The organism is Streptomyces acidiscabies, from assembly GCF_020010905.1.
Lineage (GTDB): Bacteria > Actinomycetota > Actinomycetes > Streptomycetales > Streptomycetaceae > Streptomyces > Streptomyces acidiscabies.
The window spans coordinates 3,594,686-3,616,926 of the sequence record NZ_JAGJBY010000001.1 but is presented as its reverse complement, the minus strand read 5'-3'; the positions used below and the strand labels follow the sequence as shown (position 1 = coordinate 3,616,926).

Sequence of the window (22,241 nt, the reverse complement as noted above, 5' to 3'; positions counted from 1 at the left end):
CGATCCCCTAGAGCCGCGAGGCTGCGGTTCCGCCTCTGTTGTGCGGAGGCTGTTCGAACACCTCCGCATCGCGCGGAACGTTACCGTATCGCGATCAGATGACCACTTAGACGCCCTCTCCGGGTGCTTTACCTGACACCCGTTCGGATTCCAGGGCCTGCTGAAGGATGATCACAGCGGCGGCCTGGTCGATGACGGAGCGTCCCTTCTTCGACTTCACGCCCGAGGCGCGCAGCCCCTGAGCGGCCGTCACGGTCGTCATCCGCTCGTCCACGAGCCGAACCGGAATCGGGTCGACCGCCTTGGCCAGCGCCTCCGCGAAGCCCCGGACCTTGACCGCCGCCGGCCCCTCGCCCCCCTTGAGGGAGCGCGGGAGCCCGACGACGATCTCGATCGGCTCGTACTCGTCGGCCAGTTGCTTCAGCCGGCGCCGAGCAGCCGGTACGTCCTTGCCGGAGACCGTCTCGACCGGGGTCGCGAGGATCCCGTCGGGGTCGCACGAGGCGACCCCGATCCGGGCGTCCCCGACGTCGATCGCGAGCCGGCGTCCTCGGCGCATCAGTTGGCCGTCTCGGCGACCAGTCGCTCGACCGCGTCCACGGCCTCGCCGACGGCGGCCGGGTTCTGGCCGCCGCCCTGGGCGACGTCCGGCTTCCCGCCGCCACCGCCGCCGAGCGTCTTGGCGGCCGTGCGGACCAAATCGCCCGCCTTGAGACCGCGCTCACGGGCGGCCTCGTTGGTGGCGATCACGGTCAGCGGTTTGCCGTTGTTCACGGTGAAGATCGCTACGACGGCGGCGCGGCCACCCTGGATACGGCCCCGCACGTCGAGGACCAGCTTGCGCAGGTCGTCCGGAGTCGTCCCGTCCGGCACCTGCCCGGTCACCAGGGCGATCCCGCGGACGTCCTTGGCGGACTCGGCGAGTCCGGCGGCGGCCTGGAGGACCTTCTCCGCGCGGAACTTCTCGATCTCCTTCTCGGCGTCCTTCAGCTTGCCGAGCATGACCGAGATCTTCTCCGGCAGCTCCTCCGGACGCCCCTTGACCAGCTCCTGGAGCTGGGCGACGACCGTGTGCTCACGGGCCAGGAAGTTGTAGGCGTCGACGCCGACAAGGGCCTCGATGCGGCGCACCCCCGAACCGATCGACGACTCGCCGAGCAGCTTGACCAGACCGAGCTGCGAGGTGTTGTGGACGTGCGTCCCGCCGCACAGCTCCTTGGAGAAGTCCCCGATGGTCACGACGCGCACCCGCTCGCCGTACTTCTCGCCGAACTCGGCGATGGCGCCCTGCTTCTTCGCCTCGTCGATGCCCATGACCTCGGCGCGCACGTCGAGGTCGTGGGAGAGCACCTCGTTGATCTTCTGCTCGACGTCGGTCATCACGGCCGTCGGGACGGCGGACGGCGAGCCGAAGTCGAAGCGGAAGCGGCCCGGCTGGTTCTCGGAACCGGCCTGGGCGGCCGTCGGGCCGAGCGCGTCGCGCAGGGCCTGGTGGGTGAGGTGCGTGGCGGAGTGGGCACGGGCGATGGCCGTGCGGCGCCGGGAGTCGATCGAGGCGTGGGCCTTGGCACCGACGGTCACCTCGCCGACCTGGACGACGCCCTTGTGGACGTACACCCCCGGCACCGGCTTCTGGCAGTCGCGGACCTCGATGACGGCGCCGCCCTCGACCCGGATCTTCCCGGTGTCGCCGATCTGGCCGCCGCCCTCGGCGTAGAAGGGGGTGCGGTCGAGGACGATCTCGACCTCGTCGCCCTCGCCGGCGGCCGGGGAGGAGACGCCGTCGACGAGGATGCCGACGACCGTGGTCTCGCCCTCGGTGAAGGTGTAGCCGATGAAGTCGGTCTCACCGGCCTTGTCGGCGATCTCCCGGTAGGCACCGGCACCGGCGTGGCCGGTCTTCTTGGCCTGGGCGTCGGCCTTGGCGCGCTCCCGCTGCTCCTTCATCAGGCGGCGGAAGCCGTCCTCGTCCACGGACAGGCCCTGTTCGGCGGCCATCTCCAGGGTGAGGTCGATGGGGAAGCCCCACGTGTCGTGCAGGAGGAACGCCTTGTCGCCGGCGAGGACCGTGCCGCCGGACGCCTTGGTCTCGGTGACGGCCGTGTCGAGGATGTTCGTGCCGCCCTTGAGGGCCTTGAGGAAGGCGTTCTCCTCGGCGACGGCGACCTTCTCGATCCGCTCGCGGTCGGTGATCAGCTCCGGGTACTGCTGGCCCATCATCCGGATGACCGTGTCGATGAGGTCCAGGACGACCGGGCCGGTGGCACCGAGGAGGCGCATGTTGCGGATGGCACGGCGCATGATGCGGCGCAGGACGTAGCCCCGGCCCTCGTTGCCGGGGGTCACGCCGTCGCCGATCAGCATCACCGACGTACGCATGTGGTCGGTGACCACGCGCAGGGAGACGTCCGAGCCGTGGGCGTCGCCGTAGCGGACGCCGGTCAGCTCGGTGGCCTTGTCGATGACGGCCATCGAGGTGTCGATCTCGTACATGTTCTGCACGCCCTGCAAGATCATCGCGAGGCGCTCCAGGCCGAGGCCCGTGTCGATGTTCTTGCTGGGCAGCTCGCCGAGGATCTCGAAATTGTCCTTGCCGATGCCCTGGCCGCGCTCGTACTGCATGAAGACGAGGTTCCAGATCTCGACGTACCGCTCGTCGTTGACGGCCGGGCCGCCCTCGACGCCGAACTCCGGGCCGCGGTCGTAGTTGATCTCGGAACAGGGGCCGCAGGGCCCGGGGACGCCCATCGACCAGTAGTTGTCCTTCATGCCGAGGCGCTGGATGCGCTCCTTCGGCACGCCGACGACCTCGTGCCAGATGCGCTCGGCCTCGTCGTCCTCCAGGTACACGGTGATCCACAGGCGCTCGGGGTCGAGGCCGTAACCGCCCTTGTCCTGGGGGCTGGTGAGCAGCTCCCAGGCGTACTTGATGGCGCCTTCCTTGAAGTAGTCACCGAAGGAGAAGTTGCCGCACATCTGGAAGAAGGTGCCGTGCCGGGTGGTCTTGCCGACCTCTTCGATGTCGGGGGTGCGCACGCACTTCTGCACGCTGGTGGCGCGCGACCACGGCGGCTTGACCTCACCGAGGAAGTACGGCTTGAAGGGAACCATGCCGGCCGGGACGAGGAGCAGAGTCGGGTCGTCCGCGATGAGCGACGCCGAAGGCACGACGGTGTGCCCGCGCTCCTCGTAGAAGCTCAGCCAGCGGCGGCGAATCTCGGCCGACTCCATCAGTGGTCCTCATTCCGGTTGTACGTGTACGTCGTGTTGGGATACGTCGTGTTCTCGATGGCGGCGATGCGCCGGGGTGCGGGGAGTTCGGGCGCGCTCTCGATGCCGAGCGCGTCCTCCAGCTCGGCCTCCCGCTGGGCCATGCCGTCCCGGACGTCGAGCGCGAAGCCGACCGCGCGGTCCTTGATCCGCGCGCCGGTCTCCAGCGCCTTGTTCGCCGCGGTCGCGGCGAGGCTCTCCGGGGTGAGCTGCTTCAGTTTGCGGTTGACCTTGGTGGTGGCCCAGACACCGGCTGCGACGCCGGTCGTGAACCAGAACGTACGGCGGAACATCGCTGCTCTCAGTCCCTCTTCCCACGGACGCGGCCCACGATCACGGTACGGCGGGGTGCCTTCGCCGGCACGGCGGCTTCTTTACGGCCGCCGAGTGCGCGGCGTACGCCGTACCCGAACGCGGCGACCTTCACGAGAGGTCCGCCGAACGTCGAGGCGACCGTCGTCGACAGCGCGGAGGCGTTGGAGGTGACCTCCTGGACGTCCGAGGCGATCGCGTCGACCCGGTCGATCTGCGTCTGCGCGGAGCGTACGGCCGTGGAGGCGTCCGCGAGCAGCGGTACGGCCTGGTCGGTCACGTCCGCCACGAGCTTGGTGGTCGCCTTGAGCGTCTGGGCCAGCCTCACCAGCGCGACGGCGAGGAAGGAGACCAGGATCGCCCAGAAGACGGCCACGATGATCCCGGCTACCTCGCCTCCGGACACCTGACACCCACTCTCTGACGCGTAAAACTTGCCTCCTGTCAGGGGAGCCTATCGCGCCTCGGGGAGCGCTCTGTACCGCATTACGGGCATGCGAAAACCCGCCGCCCCCAAGGGGACAGCGGGCTCCGAGTGGTACTACGGCCGATGAAAGATCAGCGGGCGTAGTACTCGACGACCAGCTGCTCGTCGCAGATGACCGGGATTTCCTTGCGGTTCGGCTCGCGGTCCAGGCGGAACGCCAGGGCCTTGAGGTTGACCTGAAGGTAGCGCGGGGTCTCACCGTCGGGGGCGAAGCCACCCTCGCGGGCCACGGTGAAGAGGGTCTTCTCGCGGCTGCGCTCGCGGACCATCACGACGTCGTCGGGACGGACACGGAACGAGGGCTTGTCGGTCTTCTGACCGTTGACCTCGATGTGGCCGTGGACGACCATCTGGCGGGCCTGGTAGATCGTGCGGGCGATGCCCGAACGCAGGACCAGCGCGTCGAGACGGCGCTCCAGCTCGATGATCAGGGCCTCACCGGTCTTGCCCTGGACCTTGGAGGCACGCTCGTAGGCGCGGACGAGCTGACGCTCGGAGAGGTCGTACTGCGCGCGCAGACGCTGCTTCTCCAGCAGACGGACCTTGTAGTCCGAGTTCTGCTTGCGGCCACGGCCGTGCTCGCCCGGCGGGTAGGGGCGGGCCTCGAAGTACTTGACGGCCTTCGGGGTCAGCGCGATGCCGAGGGCACGCGACTTCTTGACCTTGGGGCGGGACTGGTTCGCCACTTTGTTGTCTCCGTAATGTTTCTTCGGCTTGTCAGCAGCAACGAGAGGTCGCAATCCGCAGCCGGGGAAACCCTCGTCGTCCTTGTCCGCGAGAGACAGGACGGTTCGGGCAGCCGCTCCCCTGGTCTGGGCACATACGTGCAGCACGCGAGTGGCCCACCGACCGGTTCTCGCCTCGCGGCGGATGGTGGTGGGCTGCCCGCGACACCGTTCGACGGTGCGCGACGCTCCTGGAGCCCCCTTGCGGGGGTTCCGGCCGGTCGTCCCGCTCTGACAGCGCGGGACACGGCACTTCGGGCGAGTTTACAGGGTGCTCAGGACCGCTTGCGACCGAGGTGCTTCCTGGTCCACTCGACGGCGTCCGCGTACCGCGCCTCCGCGCCGTGTCTGGTCGGCGTGTAGTACTCGCGGTCCTTGATCTGGTCCGGGGCGTACTGCTGCTCGGCGATGCCCTCGGGCAGGTCGTGCGGGTAGACGTACCCCCGCGCGTGCCCCAGCTTGGCGGCGCCCTTGTAGTGGCCGTCCCGCAGATGCGTCGGCACCGATCCGGCCAGGCCCTTGCGGACGTCCTCCAGGGCGGCGCCGATCGCGGTCGTCGCCGCGTTGGACTTCGGCGCCAGCGCGAGCGCGATGGTCGCGTGGCTGAGGGTGAGCGCGGCCTCGGGGAAGCCGATCATGGCGACGGCCTGCGCCGCGGCGACGGCTATGGGGAGGGCGTTCGGGTCCGCCAGCCCGATGTCCTCGCTCGCCGAGATCATCAGGCGGCGGGCGATGAAGCGGGGGTCCTCGCCGGCCTCGATCATGCGGGCCAGGTAGTGCAGGGCGGCGTCCACGTCGGAGCCGCGGATGGACTTGATGAGGGCGCTGGCGACGTCGTAGTGCTGGTCGCCGTCGCGGTCGTACTTGACCGCCGCGCGGTCGACAGTCTGCTCCAGCGTCGCGAGGGTGACCTCGGTCTCGCCCTGGTCCAGGGCTGCTCCGGCGGCGGCCTCCAGGGCGGTGAGGGCGCGGCGGGCGTCTCCTCCGGCGATACGCAGGAGGTGGTCCTCGGTGTCCTCGGGGAGGGTGACGGCGGCTTTGAGGCCCCGGTCGTCGGTGACGGCCCTTCTGAGGAGGGCGCGCAGGTCGTCGTCCGTGAGGGGTTCGAGGGTGAGGAGGAGGGAGCGGGACAGGAGGGGGGAGATGATCGAGAAGTACGGGTTCTCGGTGGTCGCCGCGATGAGGGTGACCCAGCGGTTCTCGACGGCCGGGAGGAGGGAGTCCTGCTGGGCCTTGCTGAAGCGGTGGATCTCGTCGAGGAAGAGGACGGTCTCCTTGCCGTACCCCCCGCTGGCGCGGCGCGCGCCGTCGATGACCGCGCGGACCTCCTTGACGCCTGCGGTGATCGCCGACAGCTCCACGAACCGCTTGTCGGTGGCCTTCGAGACGACGTACGCGAGGGTCGTCTTGCCCGTGCCGGGCGGGCCCCAGAGGATCACCGAGGAGACTCCGGCCGGACCGCCCGCGCCCTCGCCGACCAGGCGGCGCAAGGGGGACCCCGGCTTCAGGAGGTGCTGCTGGCCCACCACCTCGTCGAGCGTGCGCGGGCGCATCCGGACCGCCAGGGGGCTCCCCGTCGGGTCCTTCTCCTGGCGGTCTTCGGCGGCTGCGGTGAACAGATCGGGCTCCACACGGAAACCCTAAAGGACGCCACTGACAACGCCCTACGAAGCCTCAGCTGGTCCAGAAGTCCCACCAGCGGGTCAGGATCAGCATCCCGATGATCCCGATGTGCACGGCCGGCAGCACCCACGTGAACTCGCCGAAGAAGCTCTTCAGCCAGGCCGGCCCCGGCAGGAAGCCGTTGCGCACGTTGAACGAGGTCACGTACCAGAACATGATGATCGTCGCGACCCAGGCCAGCGAGCACCACAGGCACAGCGCGTTGATCCGGTACAGCGACTGGAACTGGAGCCACGTACAGAACCCGACCCCGAACAGGGTGCCGAAGTTGAAGGTCAGCCAGTACCAGCGCGGGAACCGGGCGCGGCCCAGCAGGGTCATGCCGACGGCGATGACGATGCCGTAGCAGACCAGTCCGAGCATCGGGTTGGGGAACCCGAAGGCGGCGGCCTGCTTGGACTCCATGACGCTGCCGCAGGAGACGACCGGGTTGAGGCTGCACCCGGGGACGAACGTCTTCCCCTCGACCTTGGCTTCGAGCAGCTTGAACTTGTCGATGGTGATGACCCAGGCGGCGAGCAGTCCCGCCGCGCCCGTGATCACCAGCATCAGCGCGAACGCCCGGCTGCCGCCCACCGCGCGGGACGCGTCGGCGGTGGCGCGCTCCGGCTCGTGGTCCATGGAGACCTCTTTGACTGTCGTCTTGCTCATCACGCCGATCCGTCACATCGCGAGGGGACGTTCTTCTGGCAGCGCTCATTGTGCCGCACCGTCCTGTGCGTCCACCGTTCGATGGACATAAGCGTGTACGAGCGGAGGTCCCCCGGCCGAACGGTCTCGGACGATGCTGTGCGGCATGACAGCACACGGGGAAAAACTCGCGGTGACCGTCCGGGGGCTGCGCAAGCGCTACGGCGGCACGACCGCGCTGGACGGCGTCGACCTGGGGATTCGTACCGGCGAGGTGTTCGGTCTGCTCGGCCCGAACGGCGCGGGCAAGAGCACGACGGTGGAGATCCTCCAGGGGAACCGGAAGCGGGACGCCGGTGAAGTACGGGTCCTGGGCTCGGATCCGGCGACGGGAACGCGTGCGTGGCGTTCACGTATCGGAATCGTCTGGCAGGACGAATCCGCGCCCGCCGAGTTGACGGTTCGTGAGACGGTACGACATTTCGCGCGCTACTACCCGCGCCCGCGCGACCCGGAGACGGTGATCGGCCTGGTGGGTCTCGCGGAGAAGGCGGACAGCCGTATCAAGGCGCTCTCGGGAGGCCAGCGGCGGCGGCTCGACGTCGCGCTCGGGGTGATCGGCGGCCCGGAGCTGCTGCTCCTGGACGAGCCGACGACCGGTTTCGACCCGGCGGCCCGCAGGCAGTTCTGGGACCTGATCCGCGCGCTGGCCGACGAGGGGACGACGATCCTGCTCACCACCCTCCCCCACTCTCGGCTTCGCTCGAGCGGGGGGGACCCCCATCCTGGAAGAGGCCGAGACCCTCGCCGACCGGCTGGCGGTCATCGCGCACGGCCGGGTCGTCGCCGAGGGGGAACCGGCCGCGCTGCGGGAGCGGTACGGCGCGGGTGCGACCGTCGCGTGGACCGAGCCGGACGGCACCCCGCACGCGGAGCGCACCGACGCTCCCACGCGCGTGGTGAGCGAACTGGCGTCCCGTTTCGACGGCGAGATACCCGGCCTGACGGTGACCCGGCCGACCCTGGAGGACGTCTATCTGTCCCTGACCGGACAGGAGGGTGCGCGATGACCGCGACAGAGGTACTTCCTCGCGCGTGGTCGCTCGGACTGAGCCGGGGCGCTCTCGAACTGCGGCAGTTCTTCCGCCAGCGCGAGCAGGTGGTGTTCACGTTCGCGTTCCCGGTGGTGTTCCTGTTCCTGTTCGCGTCGATCTTCCAGGACGACGTGGAGGGTGCCGGGATCACCGCCTCCCAGCTCTACGTCCCCGCGATGATGGCCGCCGGCCTCATGTCGACCAGCTTCCAGTCCCTCGGCATCTCCATCGCCATCGAGCGGGACGAGAAGGTGCTGCGCCGGCTGCGGGGGACGCCGATGCCGCCGGCCGCGTACTTCCTCGGCAAGATCTGGCTGGTGCTGGTCACGGGTGCGCTGGAGACGGCCGTCCTGCTGGCCGTCGGGACGACGCTGTACGGGGTCGACCTGCCGTCGTCGGCGTCCCGGTGGTTCGACTTCGCGTGGATCTTCGTGCTCGGTCTCACCGCGTGCGCGCTGCTCGGGATCGCGGTCAGTTCGGTGCCGGGGTCGGGGAAGAGCGCGACGTCGGTGGTGGTGCTGCCGTTCCTGGTGCTCCAGTTCATCTCCGGGGTGTACATCGCGGTCGACACCGTCCCCGGCTGGATGCTCGACATCGGCGCGCTGTTCCCGCTGAAGTGGATGTGCCAGGGGCTGCGCGGGGTGTTCCTGCCGGACTCGGCGCGCGTCGTGGAGCAGGCGGGCGACTGGGAGTTCGGCAGGATCGCGCTGGTCCTCGGGGCGTGGTGCGTCGGAGGATTGGTGCTGTGTCTGCTGACCTTCCGGTGGAAGAGCCGGCGCGACGGATGAGCGAGCGGTCCGGCGCGGACGTCTGGGACGGTCCGTTCCGGCTGTGGGACGTGTACTTCGCGCTGGTGTGGCTGGTCACCCTGGTGTCAGTCCTCGCCGCGGACCGCCCCGGGTGGCCGGTGCGCGCGCTCGTCGTCGCGCTCCTCGTGCCGCTGGTGCCGTGGTACGCCCTGGCCGGACGGCCGCTGCTGACGGGTGCGGACGGCCGGGCGCTGCCGTTCCTCGCCGGGGAGACGGCGCTGTTCCTGCCGTCCGCGGTGCTGGTCGGTGAGACCCGGCTGATGACGTTCGTCCTGGTCCCGCACTGCTACATGCTGCTGCGGCTGCGGCTCGCGCTGGCCGTGGTGACGGTGCTCAACGTGGTGCCGGTGGCCGGGTGGATCCTGCTGTGGCGTCCCGGCCGGCAGCAGCTCGTCGTCACCTCGCTCTCGGCGGTGGTGAGTCTGCTGTTCTCGGTGGCCGTCGGGAGCTGGATCGTGCGGATCATCGAGCAGAGCGCGGGCCGGGCGGAGCTGATCGCCGAGCTGGACGCCAGCCGGCACGAGGTGGCGCGGCTGTCCTCGGCGCACGGCGCGCTCGCCGAGCGGGAGCGAATGGCGCGGGAGATCCACGACACGCTCGCGCAGGGGTTCACGAGCCTGCTGATGCTGATCCAGGCGGTGGAGGCCGAGCTGGACGCCGATCCGTCGCGGGCTCGCCGGCATCTGCGGCTCATGGACGAGACGGCACGGCGCAATCTCGCGGAGGCGCGTGCACTGGTCGCCGGAGGGGCGCCGGCCGATCTCGACGGGGCGACGCTTCCCGACGCGCTGCGGCGGCTGGCGCTGCGGCACTCCAGCGAGCTGTCCGTCACCGGGGTGGTGCGGGTGCTGCCCGCCGGGTGCGAGGTCGTCGTCCTGCGCGCCTGTCAGGAGGCGCTCACCAACGCACGCCGGCATGCGGGGAGTTCGGCGCGGACACGGGTGCGGCTGGTCTACACGGACGCGTTCCTCACGCTCTCCGTCCACGACGACGGGTGCGGTTTCGACCCGCTGCGGGCCGACGGTTACGGTCTCGCCGGACTGCGCGCGCGGGCTGCGGAGGCCGGCGGGGTCAGCGAAGTGCGGAGTACGCCGGGTGAGGGGACGACCGTGACGGTACGGCTGCCGGTGCCGTCCCGGAAAGACTAGGGAGACGCTGTGATCCGTATCCTCCTCGCCGACGACCATCCCGTCGTCCGCGAAGGTCTGCGCGCGATGCTGAGCGTGGAGCCCGATCTGAAGGTCGTCGCGGATGCCGCCGGCGGTCCCCGTGCCGAGGCTCTCGCCGCCGCGCTGCTTCCCGACGTGATCCTGATGGACCTCAGGATGCCGGACGGGGACGGGGTCGCCTCGATCCAGCGGATCACCCGTGCGGGCCTCCCCTGCCGGGTCGTCGTCCTCACCACCTACGAGACCGACCGTGACATCCTGCGCGCGGTGGAGGCGGGTGCCGCCGGTTACCTCCTCAAGGACATGCCCCGGGCGGAACTCGCCGACGCGATCCGGGCCGCCGCCCGGGGCGAGACGGTCCTGGCCCCCTCGGTGGCCACCCGCCTCATGGACCAGCTCCGCACCATCCCCACCCGCCCGCACCTCTCCGAGCGCGAGAAGTCCGTGCTGCGCCTGGTCGCCGAGGGCTGTACCAACGCGGAGATCGGCCGCCAGCCCGCGCGGCGGTAGCCGCATATCGACAGGGCATCGGCGAGTCGACGGTGAAGACCCACTTGCTGCGGGCCTTCACCAAACTCGGCGTGGACGACAGGACGGCGGCGGTCACGAGCGCCCTGCGTGCGGGCCTGCTGGACTGAGCGGACGGCTCAGGCCAGGCGGGTCCTCAGTTCCTGGACGACGTCCGGCAGCGGAACAGCCGTCTGTTCCCCGGACTCCATGTCCTTGAGCTGGACGACGCCCTCCGCGAGGTCCCGCTCGCCCGCGACCAGCGTGTACCGCGCGCCGGAGCGGTTGGCGTTCTTCATGGCGCCCTTGAGGCCCTTGTTGCCGTAGGCGAAGTCGGCGGCGACGCCGGCCTTGCGGAGTTCGGCGACCTTGGTGAACAGGACGCGGCGGGCCTCGTCGCCGAGCGGGACGGCGTAGACCGAGGTCGTGGCCGGGAGGTCGAGGACGATGCCCTCCGCCTCCAGCGCGAGGACCGTGCGGTCGACGCCGAGGGCCCAGCCGATGGACGGCAGCGCGGGGCCGCCGAGCATCTCGGAGAGGCCGTCGTAGCGTCCGCCGCCGCCGACCGCGGACTGGGCGCCGAGGCCGTCGTGGACGAACTCGAAGGTCGTGCGCATGTAGTAGTCGAGGCCGCGCACCAGCTTCGGGTCGTCCTCGAAGACGACGCCCTCGGCGTTCAGCAGGGCGCGGACCTCCTCGTGGTACGCCTTGCAGGCGTCGCACAGGTAGTCCTGGAGGAGCGGGGCGTCCGCGAGCTGCTTCTGGACGTCGGGCCGCTTGTCGTCGAGGACGCGCAGCGGGTTGATCTCGGCGCGGCGCAGGGTCTCCTCGTCGAGGTCGAGGCCGCGCAGGAACGTCTGGAGGGCCTCGCGGTAGACGGGGCGGCACTCCTTGTCGCCCAGGGAGTTCAGCAGGATGCGGAAGTTCCGCAGACCCAGCGAGCGGTACGCCTGGTCGGCGAGGACGATCAGCTCGGCGTCGAGGGCGGGGTCCTCCGCGCCGATCGCCTCGGCGCCGATCTGGGAGAAGTGGCGGTAACGGCCCTTCTGGGGGCGCTCGTAGCGGTAGTACGAGCCCGAGTACCAGAGCTTGACGGGCAGGTTGCCGGCCTTGTGGAGGTTGGCCTCCAGCGTGGCACGCAGGGTGGACGCGGTGCCCTCGGGGCGCAGGGCGAGCTTGGAGCCGCCCTTGGTCTCGAAGGCGTACATCTCCTTGGTGACGATGTCGGTGGACTCGCCGACGCCGCGCGCGAAGAGGTCGACGCTCTCGAAGCCGGGCGTCTCGATGTACTCGTAACCGGAGACACGCAGCGGCGCGGCGAGGGCCTCGCGGATCGCGAGGAAGGCGGCGGAGCTGGGCGGCAGCAGATCGTAGGTGCCCTTGGGGGCCTGGAAGGTACTCACTCGTCACATTCCTCGTCGGGGGGCGCCGGGCGCTCCCTGGCCGTCGGCCACCTGCCTGAGGTAGGCGTTGGTGGCGCGTTCGCGGCCGATGGTGGTCTGGGGACCGTGTCCGGACAGGACCACGGTGGAGTCGTCGAGCGGCAGGCACACGCGCGCCAGGGAGGCGAGCATGTCGTCCATGGAGCCGCCGGGCAGGTCGGTGCGGCCGATGGAGCCGGCGAAGAGCAGGTCCCCGGAGAAGAACACCGACGGGATGTCGGCGGCCTCGGGGAGCCGGAACGTCACCGACCCCTTCGTATGGCCCGGCGCGTGCGCGACGGTGAGTTCCAGGCCTGCCAGCTCCAGCCGCGCCCCGTCGGTGAGTTCACGGACGTCGTCCGGCTCCCCGATGGTCAGCCCGCCCAGCAGCGGCATCCCGATGGACCGGCCGAGGGCCTTCTCGGGGTCGCTCATCATGTAGCGGTCCTCGGGGTGGATCCAGGCGGGCACGTCGTGCGCGCCGCACACCGGGACGACCGAGGCCACGTGGTCGAGATGGCCGTGGGTGAGGACGACGGCGACGGGCTTGAGCCGATGTTTCGCGAGCGTCTCCTCGACTCCGGGGGCCGCCTCGTGGCCCGGGTCGATGATCACGCACTCCTCACCGGCGGCCGGGGCGACGAGATAACAGTTCGTCCCCCAGGCTCCGGCGGGGAACCCGGCAATGAGCACGGTCGTCCTTCGGTTCGTCTCGGTGTTTGTGGCGATAAGGGGGGCTTGCGCAGGGCGCCGCCCACGTCAGAGCCTACCGGCGCTGCCGATTCCTCAGCGAACCCATATACGGTACGGGGCACACGCAGCGCGAACCGGCGTACGAGACACGAAGCCCTCAAGGAGAAGACCGGTGGTCACCCAGGAACAGCGGAAGCGGCAGCTCGCGCGGGAGAAGTTCTTGCGGCAGCAGCAACGGCGCACCGCCGCCCGGCGCAAGGCTCTGATGCGCAACTCGGTGATCGCGTCGGTCCTCGGCGTGGTCGTGATCGGCAGTGTCGCGATCTACACGACCGGTGTCCTGAAGGACGACGACAAGAAGAAGTCGGACGACGTCGCCGCCTCCCCGTCGCCGCAGCCGAGCAAGGGCCCGGACCCGTGCGGGAAGCCGGCGGCCGGGTCGGTCAAGACCCAGACGTGGAAGACCGAGCCGAAGCTCGCGATCGACAAGTCCGCGAAGTACACGATGAAGCTCGACACCACCTGCGGCGAGATCGGCATCGACCTCAAGGCGTCGGCGGCCCCGCAGACCGTCAACTCCTTCGACTTCCTGGCCGGAAAGGGCTACTTCGACCACACGAAGTGCCACCGGCTCACCACCGAGGGCATCTACGTCCTGCAGTGCGGCGACCCGACCGCGCAGGGTTCCGGCGGTCCCGGCTACACGATCCCGGACGAGAACCTGAAGGACGCCTCGCTGAAGAACAACATCTACCCGGCGGGCACGGTCGCGATGGCGAACACCGGCCAGCCGCACACCGGCGGCAGCCAGTTCTTCCTCGTCTACCAGGACAGCCAGCTCCCGCCGCAGTACACGCCGTTCGGTACGGTGACGGCCGACGGGATGAAGGTCCTGAAGAAGATCGCCGCCGCAGGAGCGCAGGCCGCCGACCCGACGACCGGCAATACGGCACCCAACGCGACGGTCGTGATCGACAAGGCGACGGTCGCGAAGTCCTGACGAATCCGAGGCGGCGGCCAGCGGAATTTCGGTCGTGCTGGATGCGGACAGGCGTACCGCCGGTCGCCTATGTTGGCCAAGACGAAACTGTGGACGATGCCCGGGGGCGCGCAAGCCTCGCGCAGGCATCATGTGGAGGAGGCGCTGTGAGCAGCGACCCGTGGGGCCGCGTCGACGAGACGGGGACCGTGTACGTGCGTACGGCCGACGGCGAGCAGGTCGTCGGTTCCTGGCAGGCCGGCTCTCCCGAGGAGGCGCTGGCCTACTTCGAGCGCAAGTACGAGGGCCTGGTGGTCGAGATCGGCCTCCTGGAGAAGCGCGTGCGCACCACCGACCTGTCGGCCAAGGACGCCCAGCTGGCGATCGACCACTTGCGCGAGCAGGTCGACGCGCATCACGCGGTCGGTGACCTGGCCTCTTTGCGGGTGCGGCTGGACGCGCTGGTCTCCTCGGTCGAGTCGCGGCGCGAGGAGCGCAAGCAGCAGCGCGCCAAGCAGTCCGAGGAGGCCCGCAAGTCCAAGGAGGACCTGGTCACGGAGGCGGAGCAGCTCGCGCAGTCCGACCAGTGGCGGGCGGCCGGTGAACGGCTGCGGGCGCTGGTGGACACCTGGAAGGGCCTGCCGCGCCTGGACCGCAAGTCGGACGACGAACTGTGGCACCGCTTCTCGCACGCCCGCTCGGCGTTCTCCAAGCGGCGCAAGGCGCACTTCGCGCAGCTGGACGCGCAGCGCGAGGACGCCCGCCGGCTCAAGGAGCGGCTGGTCGCGGAGGCCGAGTCGCTGTCGTCGTCCCAGGACTGGGGTCCGACGGCGGCCCGCTACCGCGAGCTGATGGCGGACTGGAAGGCCGCGGGCCGCGCCCAGCGCGAGCACGAGGACGACCTGTGGAACCGCTTCCGCGGCGCCCAGGACGTGTTCTTCGCGGCGCGCAGCGGGGTCTTCGCCGAGCGGGACGCCGAGCAGACGGAGAACCTGAAGCTGAAGGAGGAGCTGGCCGAGGAGGCCGAGAAGCTCCTGCCGATCGGCGACCTGAAGACGGCGCGTTCGGCGTTCCGCGCGATCAACGAGCGCTGGGAGGCCATCGGCCACGTCCCGCGCGACGCCCGCCCGAAGGTCGAGGGCCGGATGCACACGGTCGAACGCGCCCTCCAGGACGCCGAGGAGACCGAGTGGCGCCGCACCAACCCGGAGGCCCGTGCCCGCGCGGCCGGTCTGACGGGCCAGCTCCAGGCGGCCGTCGACAAGCTGCGGACGCAGATCGACACGGCTCGCGCGCAGGGCAACTCGTCCCGCGCGGACAAGCTGGAGCGTGAGCTGGAGGGCCGTCAGGCGCTGCTGGACCAGGCGCTGAAGGGCTTGCAGGAGTTCGGCGGCTAGACCCAAGCCGTACATGGAGAAGGGGCCGGGCATTCAAGCCCGGCCCCTTCTCCCTTGCCGTTTAAGGTCTGCGCGCCGACGTCACCCGGTACACGTCGTACACGCCCTCCACGCCCCGCACCGCCTTCAGGACGTGCCCGAGGTGTTTCGGGTCGCCCATCTCGAAGGTGAAGCGGGACGTCGCCACCCGGTCGCGGGAGGTCTGGACGGCGGCGGAGAGGATGTTGACGTGCTGGTCGGACAGGACGCGTGTGACGTCCGACAGGAGCCGGGAGCGGTCGAGGGCCTCGACCTGGATCGCGACCAGGAAGACCGAGGACTGGGTGGGCGCCCACTCGACGTCGAGGATGCGCTCGGGCTCGCGGGAGAGCGAGTCCACGTTGACGCAGTCGCTGCGGTGAACCGATACGCCACTGCCCCGGGTGACGAACCCGATGATCGGGTCGCCGGGCACGGGCGTGCAGCAGCGGGCCAGCTTGACCCACACGTCGTCGACGCCCTTGACGACCACACCGGGGTCGTTGTTGCTGCGCCGCTTACGGCCCCGGCCGTGGGACGGCGGGACCTCCTCGTCGATCTCCTCGGTGGCCGCCTCCTCGCCGCCGAGCGCCTGGACGAGCTTCTGGACGACGCCCTGAGCCGCGACATGGCCCTCGCCGATCGCGGCGTACAGGGACGAGATGTCGGGATAGCGCATCTCGTGCGCCAGGGTGACCAGGGAGTCGCCGGTGAGGATGCGCTGGATCGGCAGGTTCTGCTTGCGCATCGCGCGGGCGATGGAGTCCTTGCCCTGCTCGATCGCCTCGTCGCGGCGCTCCTTGGAGAACCAGGCGCGGATCTTGTTGCGGGCGCGCGGCGACTTGACGAAGCCGAGCCAGTCCCGGGAGGGCCCGGCGCCGGCCGCCTTAGAGGTGAAGACCTCGACCAGGTCGCCGTTGTCCAGGGTCGATTCGAGCGGGACGAGGCGGCCGTTGACTCTCGCCCCTATCGTGCGGTGGCCGACCTCCGTGTGGACGGCGTACGCGAAGTCCACCGGGGTGGCGCCCGCCGGGAGCGCGATGACGTCGCCCTTGGGGGTGAAGACGAAGACCTCGTTGCGGGACAGGTCGAAGCGCAGGGACTCCAGGAACTCGCTGGGGTCCTCGGTCTCCTTCTGCCAGTCGAGGAGCTGGCGCAGCCACGCCATGTCGTTGATGGCGTCCTTGTTGCCGGCGGCTGCCTTCGGGGCGTCGGTGCGGACCTTGGAGGCGCCGGCCACGGCCTCCTGCTTGTACTTCCAGTGCGCGGCGATGCCGTACTCGGCGCGGCGGTGCATGTCGAACGTACGGATCTGGAGTTCGACGGGCTTGCCGTTGGGGCCGATGACCGTCGTGTGCAGCGACTGGTACATGTTGAACTTGGGCATCGCGATGTAGTCCTTGAACCGGCCGGGGACCGGGTTCCATCGCGCGTGGACGGTGCCGAGGGCCGCGTAGCAGTCGCGGACGGTGTCCACGAGGACGCGGATGCCCACCAGGTCGTAGATCTCCGCGAAGTCGCGGCCTCGTACGATCATCTTCTGGTAGACGGAGTAGTAGTGCTTCGGCCGGCCGGTGACCGTCGCCTTGATGCGGGCGGCGCGCAGGTCGGACTGGACCTCGTCGGTCACTATGGCCAGGTACTCGTCGCGCTTGGGGGCGCGCTCGGCGACCAGGCGGACGATCTCGTCGTACATCTTGGGGTAGAGGATCGCGAACGCGAGGTCCTCCAGCTCCCACTTGATGGTGTTCATGCCCAGGCGGTGGGCGAGCGGCGCGTAGATCTCCAGGGTCTCGCGCGCCTTCTTCTCCTGCTTCTCGCGCTTGAGGTAGCGCATGGTGCGCATGTTGTGCAGGCGGTCGGCGAGCTTGATGACCAGGACGCGGGGGTCCTTGGCCATCGCGACGACCATCTTGCGCACGGTCTCGGCCTGCGCCGCCTCGCCGAACTTGACCTTGTCCAGCTTGGTGACGCCGTCGACGAGGAGGGCGACGACGTCGCCGAAGTCGCGGCGCAGGTCGTCGAGGCCGTACTCGGTGTCCTCGACGGTGTCGTGCAGGAGGCCCGCCATCAGGGTGGCCGGATCCATGCCCAGCTCGGCGAGGATCGTCGTCACCGCGAGGGGGTGCGTGATGTACGGGTCGCCGCTCTTGCGCTTCTGGCCCCGGTGCCAGCGCTCGGCGACCTGGTAGGCCCGCTCGATCTGGCGCAGGACCGCCGTCTCGGTCTTCGGGTCGTTGCTGCGGACTATCCGCAGGAGCGGCTCCAGCACCGGGTTGTACGGGTTCGCGCGCTGTACGCCGAGGCGGGCCAGGCGGGCGCGGACGCGGTTCGAGGAGCCGGTGCGGGCGGGCTGGGAGGCCGTGGCGGGGCGGGCCGTGGAGGCGGCGGCGGGCGCGGGGCCGGTCTCGGGGCCGGGCGCGGGGGCCGGGCCGGAGGCGGGGGCCGGGGCGGGCGCGGGCGCCGGGCGCTCGGGCGGGGCCGGCTTGGGGCGCGGCTGCTCGGGCTGGCGGTCGGCGGGCGCCGTACGGTCGTGCTCCACCGGCGCGGCGGTGCCGTTCTGGCCACGCGACGCGGGTCCCGAACCACTCTCGGGCTTGGCGGCGGTCAGGTGTTGGGCCTCGTCTGGCAAGAGGACTCCTCGTGCGCGATCCGGGTCCCCGGTCAGGCTCCGGAGCCCCCATCGTAGCGATCCCACGGCCCGGCATCGCCTCCAGCCGCCTGTGAGAGCCGTACACCGGAGGAACACGAGGGGTGGACAGGGGCTTGTCCGCAGGGGTACGCGGGAGGAACAGGGGCGGGGAAGAGTTTCGGCCACCCGCGTGCGGAAGGCGGGCGCCGGGAGGTTCCCGGGCCCGCCTTCCGTGGACGGACGGTGCTCAGACCGTGAGCAGCGACTCCAGCGGGGCGCCGTTCAGGGCGGCCTCCAGGCGGGGGCGGCCGTTCAGGAACGTCAGTTCCATCAGGATCGCCACGCCGGAGACCTGGGCGCCGGCGCGGTGGATCAGCTGGATAGCCGCCTCCGCCGTGCCGCCGGTCGCGAGGACGTCGTCCACGACGAGGATGCGGTCCTCGGGCGTGAGGTCCTCGGCGTGGATCTCGATCTCCGCCGAGCCGTACTCCAGGTCGTACGACTGGGAGAGGGTCGCGCCGGGGAGCTTGCCGGCCTTGCGGACCGGGACGAAGCCGAGGCCCGCGCGGACGGCGACGGGGGCGCCGAGGATGAAGCCGCGCGCTTCGAGGCCGACGATCTTCGTGGCCCCGGTGCGTACCGCGATCTCGGCGAACGCGTCGGTGAGCGCCGTGAACGCGGCCGGGTCCGCGAGCAGCGGGGTGATGTCCTTGAACATCACCCCGGGCTCGGGGTAGTCCGCTACGTCACGGATACGGCTGAGCAGCAGTTCCTTGATGTCAGTCACCGGCGCTTCCCCGAGGGACGGCCACGGCCCCGGCCACGGGACGCGGGCTGGGTACGGGGGCCGACGACAGCCGCGGCCTCGTCGTCCTCGTACTCCTCGGTGTTCGTCTCCGGGTGCTGCTCCGCCTCGGTGGCGGCCTGCGCCCGCTTCGCGAGGACCCGCTTGCGCATCGCCTTGATCTGCGGCTCGCGCTCCTTGAGGTCGGCGACCAGCGGGGTGGCGATGAAGATCGACGAGTACGCGCCGGCCGCGAGGCCGACGAACAGCGACAGGGAGATGTCGTTGAGCGTGCCCGCGCCGAGGAAGCCACCGCCGATGAACAGCAGCCCGGCGACCGGGAGCAGGGCCACGACGGTCGTGTTGACCGAGCGGACCAGCGTGCCGTTGATGGAGCGGTTCGCGATGTCGCTGTACGTCCACCTGGTCTGCTTGGTGATCTCCTTCGTCTGCTCCTTGAGCGAGTCGAAGACGACGACCGTGTCGTACAGCGAGTACCCGAGGATCGTCAGCAGACCGATGACCGTACCGGGCGTGACCTCGAAGCCGACGAGGGCGTAGATGCCGACGGTGATCGTGATGTCGTGGATCAGCGCGACGAGCGCCGCGATGGCCATCCGCCACTCGAAGGCGATCGCCAGGTAGATCACGACGAGGACCATGAAGATCGCGAGACCCTGCCAGGCCTTGTTCGCGATCTGGTCGCCCCAGCTCGGGCCGACCAGGTCGGCGGCGATCTTCTCGGTGTCGACCTTGAAGTCCGAGGCCAGCTTGTTCTTGATCTGGTCGGACTGCTGGGTGTCCATGCCGGCGATCTGGATGCGCAGCGAGCCGTTGCCGAGCTTCTGCACGACCGCGTCGTGGCCGGACGCCTCCTTGGCGTAGTCCTCCGCCTGCGAGACGGAGACGCTGGTCTTCGGGGTGGTGAAGACCGCGCCGCCCTGGAAGTCGATGCCCATGTTCAGGCCGCGTACCGCGAGGCCGACGATCGCCGTGATGGTGATCAGGATCGAGACGCCGTACCAGATCTTGCGGTGACCGATGAAGTCGTAGGAGATCTCACCGCGGTGCAGCCGGGCGCCGATGTTCCCGAGTTTCGACATCTCACGCCTCCTTCGGGTCTACGGGGCCGGCGAGCGGGCCGGAGGGACGGCGGGTGCGGCGCAGCGGCGGGTGGGCGCCCAGGCCCTTCGGGTCGAGGCCGGACCACTTGTGGCCGCCGCCGAAGAACTTGGTCCGCGCGACGAGCGTCATCAGCGGCTTGGTGAAGAAGAACACCACGACGACGTCGAGGACGGTGGTCAGACCGAGGGTGAACGCGAAGCCCTGGACCTTGCCGACGGTGACGACGAACAGCACCGCGGCGGCGAGGAACGACACGAAGTCGGAGACCAGGATCGTGCGCCGGGCGCGCGGCCAGGCCCGCTCGACGGCGGGACGCAGCGAACGGCCCTCGCGGACCTCGTCCCGGATGCGTTCGAAGTACACGATGAACGAGTCCGCCGTGATCCCGATCGCGACGATCGCGCCACAGACGGCCGGCAGGTTCAGCGCGAACCCGATGGCCGGGCCGAGCAGCGACATCAGCAGGTACGTCAGCGCCGCGGAGCACAGCAGCGAGGCGAGCGCGATGAGCGACAGGCCCCGGTAGAAGGCGACCAGGTAGATCACGACGAGGATGAGGCCGATGGCGCCGGCCAGCAGACCGGCGTGCAGCTGCTCACCGCCGAGCGCGGCCGTCACGGTCGTCACGCTCTGCTCCTTGAAGGAGAGCGGGAGCGCGCCGTACGACAGCATGTTGGCGAGGCTCTGCGCCTCCTCCTGCGTGAAGGAGCCGGAGATCTGCGCCTGGCCGCCGGTGATCGCGGACTGGACGTAGGGGCTGGAGACGACCTCGCCGTCCAGGACGATGCCGAACTCGTTCTGCGGCTGCTGGTTCTGCGCGAGCTTGCCCGTGATGTCGGCGAACTTCTTGGCGCCTCCGCCGGTGAAGTTCATCGTGACCTGCCAGCCGGCGGCGGTCTGGGTGTCGAAGACCGCGGCGGCCTTCTTCACCTCGGTGCCGTCGACACCGGCCGGGCCGAGCAGGTACTTGTACCAGACCTTGCTGATCTCGCCGCAGGCCACGATCGTGTCGGTGGGCTTGGCGCCCTCGCCGGCCTTGGCGCGCTGCTCGGGCTTCGAGCAGTCCAGGGCGGCGTACGTGGCCTGGAGCTTGGCGGTGTCACCCGCCGGCTGGGGGGCGGGCGAGGCCGCCGGGGCCGGGGACTCCTTCGCGGACGCGGACGGCGACGGGGTGCCGTCGGCGCGCAGCGAGTCGGTGACCGCGCGGCCCTGCGTCGTCGAGGACGTCGACGGGGACGGGCTCGCCTTCTCGCCGGTGGAGGCGCTGGACGAGGGGGACGCCGAAGGGCTCGGGCTGCCGCTGGGCGACGCCGAGGGGCTCGGGGACGGGTTCGCCGCGGCGCCGGTGGCCTCCTGGGCCAGGACCGGGCGGAAGTACAGCTTGGCGGTCGTACCGACCTGGGCTCGGGCTTCCTCGGAGTTGGTGCCCTTGGGGATGTTCACGATGATGTTGGAGTTGCCCTGGGTCTGCACCTCCGCCTCGGACACGCCCAGACCATTGACACGGCGGTTCATGATGTCGACCGCGGTGTCCATGTTCGCCTTGTTGATCGCCGAGCCCTGGTCGGCCTTGGCCTCCAGCGTGATGCTCGTGCCGCCGGCCAGGTCGATGCCCAGGCGCGGCTTGGTGTCCCCGGTGGCGAACATGCCGCCCGTGAGGCCCACGATGGCGATCAGGATCAGGGCCAGTGAGCGCCCCGGCTTGCTCTGGGCGCTCGCGCTCCTGCCCTTTTTAGGTGCTGCCACCTTCTCGTACTCCCTCTCGGGCCGCCCGCACGCCCTGGTCGGCGTGGCGCGGCTGCCATGACTGGTGTCGGGAATCCCCCGCGAGAAGCGCACACCCCGGGAGGCGCGGGAGCGGCCCGCGCGCCCCGGGGGCGTGACTACTTCTTCGCGTCGGACTCGCCGTCGGTCTTCTTCGGCTCCTCGGCGCTCTCGGACTCGTCCTTCTTGCCGAGGTCGACGGGCTTGTCGTCGGAGGCGGCGGCAGCGTCGGAAGGCTCGTCGGCGTCGGCGGTCCCGCTCTTGGCGGTTCCGGACTCGGTCTCGGCGGTCTCGGTCTCGGTGAGGGAGGAGGCGTCGTCCGGAACGATGTCGGAGTCGGACTTCAGGTCGGCCTCGACGCCGTGGACGATGCGGTTGTACTCCTCGTCCGACAGCACCGCGCCGACGGCGTTCTTCGCGAAGAGCAGTTCCACACCCGGGCCCGCGTCCAGCAGGATCGTCTCCTCGTTGACTTCCTTGACCGTCGCGTACATCCCCCCGATCGTGCGGACGCCACTGCCGGGCTGCATCTGGTTCCGCATGTCAGCCGCCTGCTGCTGCTTCTTCTTGGCCGACCGGGTCATCAGGAACATGGCCCCGATGAGCACGACGAACGGGAGGAGGGTCACGAGACTCACGGGTTCGGAACTTCCTTCACGTGACCGCGTATGTTGAGCGGCCTGATGGATGGGGATCTGTGAATGCCGCCGACAAGGGCGGCATCGGCGGAGTCTAAGCGAGT

The 22,241-nt window shown here is 70.0% G+C and carries 18 protein-coding genes and 2 pseudogenes; 6 read left to right on the top strand and 14 right to left on the bottom strand.

The genetic code is table 11. The features are described from left to right. Positions 1–106: 106 nt before the first annotated feature. The 7 genes from ruvX to J8M50_RS16760 form a co-directional block, all read right to left on the bottom strand. A complete protein-coding gene (ruvX, locus tag J8M50_RS16790) occupies positions 107–559 on the bottom strand; it encodes a Holliday junction resolvase RuvX (RefSeq protein WP_010357904.1) in 453 nt (150 codons plus the stop codon). Beyond that, positions 559–3,231, bottom strand: a complete 2,673-nt coding sequence (gene alaS, locus J8M50_RS16785; RefSeq protein WP_010357903.1) for an alanine--tRNA ligase — start codon at positions 3,229–3,231, stop codon at positions 559–561. The genes ruvX and alaS overlap by 1 nt, the downstream gene beginning before the upstream one ends. Continuing rightward, complete coding sequence (locus tag J8M50_RS16780; RefSeq protein WP_010357902.1) at positions 3,231–3,563, bottom strand: hypothetical protein; 333 nt, start codon at positions 3,561–3,563, stop codon at positions 3,231–3,233. Before J8M50_RS16780 ends, alaS begins: the two co-directional genes overlap by 1 nt. Positions 3,564–3,571: 8 nt before the next feature. Then, a complete protein-coding gene (locus tag J8M50_RS16775; protein ID WP_010357901.1) occupies positions 3,572–3,988 on the bottom strand; it encodes a DUF948 domain-containing protein in 417 nt (138 codons plus the stop codon). Between the two features lie 152 nt (positions 3,989–4,140). Next, positions 4,141–4,755 (bottom strand): 30S ribosomal protein S4, encoded by a 615-nt coding sequence (gene rpsD / locus J8M50_RS16770; RefSeq protein WP_010357900.1) that lies wholly within the window; start codon positions 4,753–4,755, stop codon positions 4,141–4,143. 314 nt (positions 4,756–5,069) lie between these two features. Beyond that, on the bottom strand, positions 5,070–6,425 hold the full coding sequence (locus J8M50_RS16765) for a replication-associated recombination protein A (protein WP_010357899.1): 1,356 nt from the start codon (positions 6,423–6,425) through the stop codon (positions 5,070–5,072). Positions 6,426–6,468: 43 nt separating this feature from the next. Next, entirely contained in the window at positions 6,469–7,128 is a 660-nt protein-coding gene (locus J8M50_RS16760) for a vitamin K epoxide reductase family protein (protein WP_010357897.1), read from the bottom strand. Between the two features lie 145 nt (positions 7,129–7,273). On the opposite strand from J8M50_RS16760, the pseudogene J8M50_RS16755 reads away from it, so the two are divergent. The 4 genes and pseudogenes from J8M50_RS16755 (at position 7,274) to J8M50_RS16740 (ending at position 10,817) form a co-directional block, all read left to right on the top strand. After that, positions 7,274–8,177, top strand: a pseudogene (locus J8M50_RS16755) (ABC transporter ATP-binding protein). Further along, a complete protein-coding gene (locus tag J8M50_RS16750) occupies positions 8,174–8,989 on the top strand; it encodes an ABC transporter permease (protein WP_010357892.1) in 816 nt (271 codons plus the stop codon). Before J8M50_RS16755 ends, J8M50_RS16750 begins: the two are co-directional and overlap by 4 nt. Further along, entirely contained in the window at positions 8,986–10,158 is a 1,173-nt protein-coding gene (locus J8M50_RS16745) for a sensor histidine kinase (protein ID WP_010357891.1), read from the top strand. The genes J8M50_RS16750 and J8M50_RS16745 overlap by 4 nt, the downstream gene beginning before the upstream one ends. 9 nt (positions 10,159–10,167) lie before the next feature. After that, positions 10,168–10,817 (top strand): annotated as a pseudogene (locus J8M50_RS16740) (response regulator). Positions 10,818–10,826: 9 nt separating this feature from the next. Here the strand turns inward: J8M50_RS16740 and hisS are convergent. Beyond that, positions 10,827–12,089: a histidine--tRNA ligase gene (hisS, locus tag J8M50_RS16735; RefSeq protein ID WP_010357890.1), complete on the bottom strand. Its 1,263-nt coding sequence runs from the start codon at positions 12,087–12,089 to the stop codon at positions 10,827–10,829. Positions 12,090–12,092: 3 nt separating this feature from the next. Beyond that, positions 12,093–12,800 (bottom strand): MBL fold metallo-hydrolase, encoded by a 708-nt coding sequence (locus J8M50_RS16730; protein ID WP_010357888.1) that lies wholly within the window; start codon positions 12,798–12,800, stop codon positions 12,093–12,095. Between the two features lie 172 nt (positions 12,801–12,972). Between J8M50_RS16730 and J8M50_RS16725 the strand changes: the two genes are divergently transcribed. Continuing rightward, on the top strand, positions 12,973–13,800 hold the full coding sequence (locus J8M50_RS16725) for a peptidylprolyl isomerase (protein ID WP_010357886.1): 828 nt from the start codon (positions 12,973–12,975) through the stop codon (positions 13,798–13,800). 146 nt (positions 13,801–13,946) lie between these two features. Beyond that, entirely contained in the window at positions 13,947–15,176 is a 1,230-nt protein-coding gene (locus J8M50_RS16720; protein WP_010357885.1) for a DUF349 domain-containing protein, read from the top strand. A gap of 61 nt (positions 15,177–15,237) precedes the next feature. Here the strand turns inward: J8M50_RS16720 and J8M50_RS16715 are convergent, their stop codons facing one another. The 5 genes from J8M50_RS16715 to yajC form a co-directional block, all read right to left on the bottom strand. Further along, positions 15,238–17,826 carry a RelA/SpoT family protein gene (locus J8M50_RS16715; RefSeq protein ID WP_223786215.1) on the bottom strand — a complete coding sequence of 863 codons (2,589 nt, stop codon included), beginning with the start codon at positions 17,824–17,826 and terminating at the stop codon, positions 15,238–15,240. A gap of 247 nt (positions 17,827–18,073) precedes the next feature. Then, the gene (locus tag J8M50_RS16710) at positions 18,074–18,613 is read right to left on the bottom strand and encodes an adenine phosphoribosyltransferase (protein ID WP_010351281.1); all 540 of its coding nucleotides are present in this window, start codon (positions 18,611–18,613) and stop codon (positions 18,074–18,076) included. Continuing rightward, complete coding sequence (gene secF / locus J8M50_RS16705) at positions 18,610–19,713, bottom strand: protein translocase subunit SecF (protein WP_010351282.1); 1,104 nt, start codon at positions 19,711–19,713, stop codon at positions 18,610–18,612. The genes J8M50_RS16710 and secF overlap by 4 nt, the downstream gene beginning before the upstream one ends. Position 19,714: 1 nt before the next feature. Next, entirely contained in the window at positions 19,715–21,481 is a 1,767-nt protein-coding gene (secD, locus tag J8M50_RS16700; protein WP_178855046.1) for a protein translocase subunit SecD, read from the bottom strand. Between the two features lie 137 nt (positions 21,482–21,618). Next, positions 21,619–22,137, bottom strand: a complete 519-nt coding sequence (yajC, locus tag J8M50_RS16695) for a preprotein translocase subunit YajC (protein WP_010351284.1) — start codon at positions 22,135–22,137, stop codon at positions 21,619–21,621. Positions 22,138–22,241 lie beyond the last annotated feature (104 nt).